The organism is uncultured Lutibacter sp. (assembly GCF_937891065.1).
Lineage (GTDB): Bacteria > Bacteroidota > Bacteroidia > Flavobacteriales > Flavobacteriaceae > Lutibacter.
Window position 1 is genome coordinate 1 of sequence record NZ_CALAEQ010000090.1, and the last position, 3168, is coordinate 3168.

Sequence of the window (3168 nt, forward strand, 5' to 3'; positions counted from 1 at the left end):
GTTGGCTATTCATTGGTGTCAAATGTATTAGACACTGAAGATTTGTTGACTGAAGCTACACTTTATAATGGAGAAGGAGGGACAAATAGAGTTTTTTTAAACTTTGGTTACAAACCATTTAAAGGAGTTAGTGTAGGTGTGCAAGGTAATTATGTTTTTGGTAAAATTGAAAACAGTATAATTAATCAAACAGCAGATGCTTTATTGGCGACTAAATATGAAACAGTTTCTAATTTGAAGGGATATTCTTTAAATATAGGATTTCAATATGAAACTGGTTTAACTGACAAAGTTGATTTGAGTTTAGGAGCTAGTTTTGATTTGAATAATACGATAGAAACTAAAGGGAACGAATATTTATATTCTGTATCTTTGACATCTTTTGAATCACCAAGAGATACTATTTTAAACATGAATAGTACTGGAGAATTAAAATCTCCTTTAAAAACAACTTTGGGTGCTGGTATTGGACAAAAAAATAAATGGTTTGCAGGTTTAGATTATAGTTTTCAGAATGCATTAGAATTAGAGGGAAGCGTTTTTAATAGTTATTCTAAAATTTCTTATGATAATTATAGTAAAATAGCAATTGGGGGATTTTATACTCCTAAATTTAATTCTATTTCAAGTTACTGGGATAGAGTCACTTACAGAGCGGGTTTAAAATTTGAAAAGACTGGATTATTGGTTGACGCATTAGGAACAGGAAATGATTTTACTGCAATTGATGATTTTGGCATATCTTTTGGAGTAGGATTACCATTGAGTCAACAATTATCAAATATTAATATAGGTTTTGAGTTTGGTAAAAGAGGAAATACAGATAATAATTTAGTACAAGAAAATTATTTTAACTTTAGATTAAGTCTTTCATTAAACGATAAATGGTTCAAAAAATTAGAAATATTTTAAATTAAAAAGAATACGACGATGAAAAAAGCACTACAAATTTTAGCTTTATTAATTTTTACACTATCAGCTCCAGTAGCTTTTTCACAAGCTGATGCTGATTGTAATATTAAATACAATCTATTTAAAGGTGATTATCAAGCAAAAAAATATGATGCAGCCTATGAAAATTGGTTGTGGTGTATGGATAATTGCCCAACATTATCAGTAAACATATATAAATATGGTATTAAAATAGCTGAACATAAATTAGAAAATGCATCTGCAGTTGAGAAGCCTGCAGCAGCCAATCTGGTAATGAGAGTTTTTAACCAAAGATTAGAGCATTATCCTACAGATTTCGGTAAAATTTATGATGATATAGCGACATTTAAGATGGAGCAAGGTGCGTCTGATGATGAAGTATATACTTGGTTAGAAAAAACTTTTAAAGAGGATCCAACTGAAATGGGGGGTAAAAATATTTATAAGTATTTTGATATTATTTTAAATAAAAATAAAAATACAAACCCTCAAATAGTTTTTGATACATATGATCAAGTTGGTGAAGGTGTTGAAGTTAAACGTGAAGCATATTCTAAAAAAATTGAGGCGATTAACGCAAAGGATTCAACAACATTGAGTACTAAAGATAAAAAAAGAAGAGGTGATTATCAACAAATTTTAACAAATTTATCAATAGTTGAAGGTGGTTTGGATGCTAAAATTTCTGAAATTTCTACTTGTGAGAACTTGATTCCTTTGAATAAAAAATATTTTGAAGAAAAAAAGAATGATGCTGTTTGGTTAAAAAGAGCAGTTTCAAGAATGTATAATAAAGAATGTACGGATGATCCTTTTTATGATACATTAGTTGAAGCATATGTTAAGGCTGATCCTTCACCTCAAGCATCTGTATTTTATGCTGGTATCTTAATAAAAAATGGCGAAACGAATAAAGCTATGGAGTATTTTAAGAAGGCTGTTGATCAAGAAAGTGATTCATATAAGAAAGCAAAATACTTACTAACAGTTGGCCAAATTTTAAGTAAACAAGGAAGAAAGGGAGAAGCAAGAACCTATGCTTATAGAGCTTTAGAGCACGCACCAACAATGGGTAGAGCATATTTGTTAATTGCGGGGATGTATGCATCTAGCGCAAACTCTTGTGGAGTTGATGTAGTTTCTAAAAGAATGGTTTATGTAGCAGCATTGAATAAAGCACTTAAAGCAAAATCGGTAGACCCTAGTATTAGTAGTTTAGCAAATAGATACATAAGTTCATATTCAGAAAATTTACCATCTAAAAAAGATTTATTCGCAGCAGCTATTGATGCAGGAACAATTCATAAAATTGGCTGTTGGATAAATGAAACTGTTAGAGTTCAATCAAAAGATTAGATTTAAATGAGTATAATTGATATATTTGTTGAATGACAAAATCAGTTGTAAATAAAATTAAAAGCATTGCTACCATATTAATTGTAGCAATGCTTTTTTCTTGTACAAATGACGCCAAAGAAGTCCGAGATTTTTTGGCCGATAAAAATTTACCAATTGGTGAAGCTTATAATATTGATCATATCCATACAGATTCAGGTTTGGTAAATATAAAAATGAAAGCTCCAATTATGTTAGATTTTGGAAATAGAAGTTCACACCCATATTCTGAGTTTCCAGAAGGAGTTAAAATTACTTCAATAAAAATAAATGGAGACTCTATAACTGTTGAAGGTGATTATGCTAAGAGTTATAGTAAAACTGAAATTTCTGAAATTAAAAACAACGTTATTATTTATAATTACGCTAATAAAACTAAATTAGTTACTGATCAAATATATTGGGATCAGAAATCGCATTATTATTTTACAGAAAAGAAATTTACGTTTTATACATTAACAGATACTATTAAAGGAACCGGTTTTGAAGCTTCTGAAGATTTGAGTAATTGGTGGGTAAAAAATCAAAGCGGAGTAATTAATATAAAAGAATAAAGAATGCAAAAAATCCAAAAAATATTTGAATATGGTTATTTACTTGTGGCCATTGTGTTTATTGTTGAAACTGTTTTAAATTGGAATGATAATAGAGAACGTGCTTATATGTTTTTAATATTTTCTGCATTAGCTGTATTTATGTATTTTTTTAAAAAACGCTTTCGAAAAAAATTAGAAAATAGAAACAAGTAATTCATGGAAATTCAAATTACGGTTATTCTAATTTCAATTATACTTTCTGCTTTCTTTTCAGGGATGGAAATTGCTTATATTTCTGCTAATA

General features: G+C 28.9%; 4 protein-coding genes. All 4 read left to right on the forward strand.

Going from position 1 to position 3168, the window contains the following annotated elements:
* The coding region (locus Q0352_RS05120) for a hypothetical protein (RefSeq protein WP_299524617.1) at positions 1 to 912 on the forward strand (912 nt) is incomplete at its 5' end.
* Between the two features lie 18 nt (positions 913 to 930).
* Entirely contained in the window at positions 931 to 2289 is a 1359-nt protein-coding gene (locus Q0352_RS05125) for a hypothetical protein (protein ID WP_299524620.1), read from the forward strand.
* A 32-nt stretch (positions 2290 to 2321) separates the two neighbouring features.
* Positions 2322 to 2882, forward strand: coding sequence for an LPS export ABC transporter periplasmic protein LptC (gene lptC / locus Q0352_RS05130; protein WP_299524623.1), 561 nt, complete (start codon positions 2322 to 2324; stop codon positions 2880 to 2882).
* 3 nt (positions 2883 to 2885) lie between these two features.
* Complete coding sequence (locus tag Q0352_RS05135; RefSeq protein WP_299524625.1) at positions 2886 to 3077, forward strand: hypothetical protein; 192 nt, start codon at positions 2886 to 2888, stop codon at positions 3075 to 3077.
* The last annotated feature ends 91 nt before the right edge of the window (positions 3078 to 3168 follow it).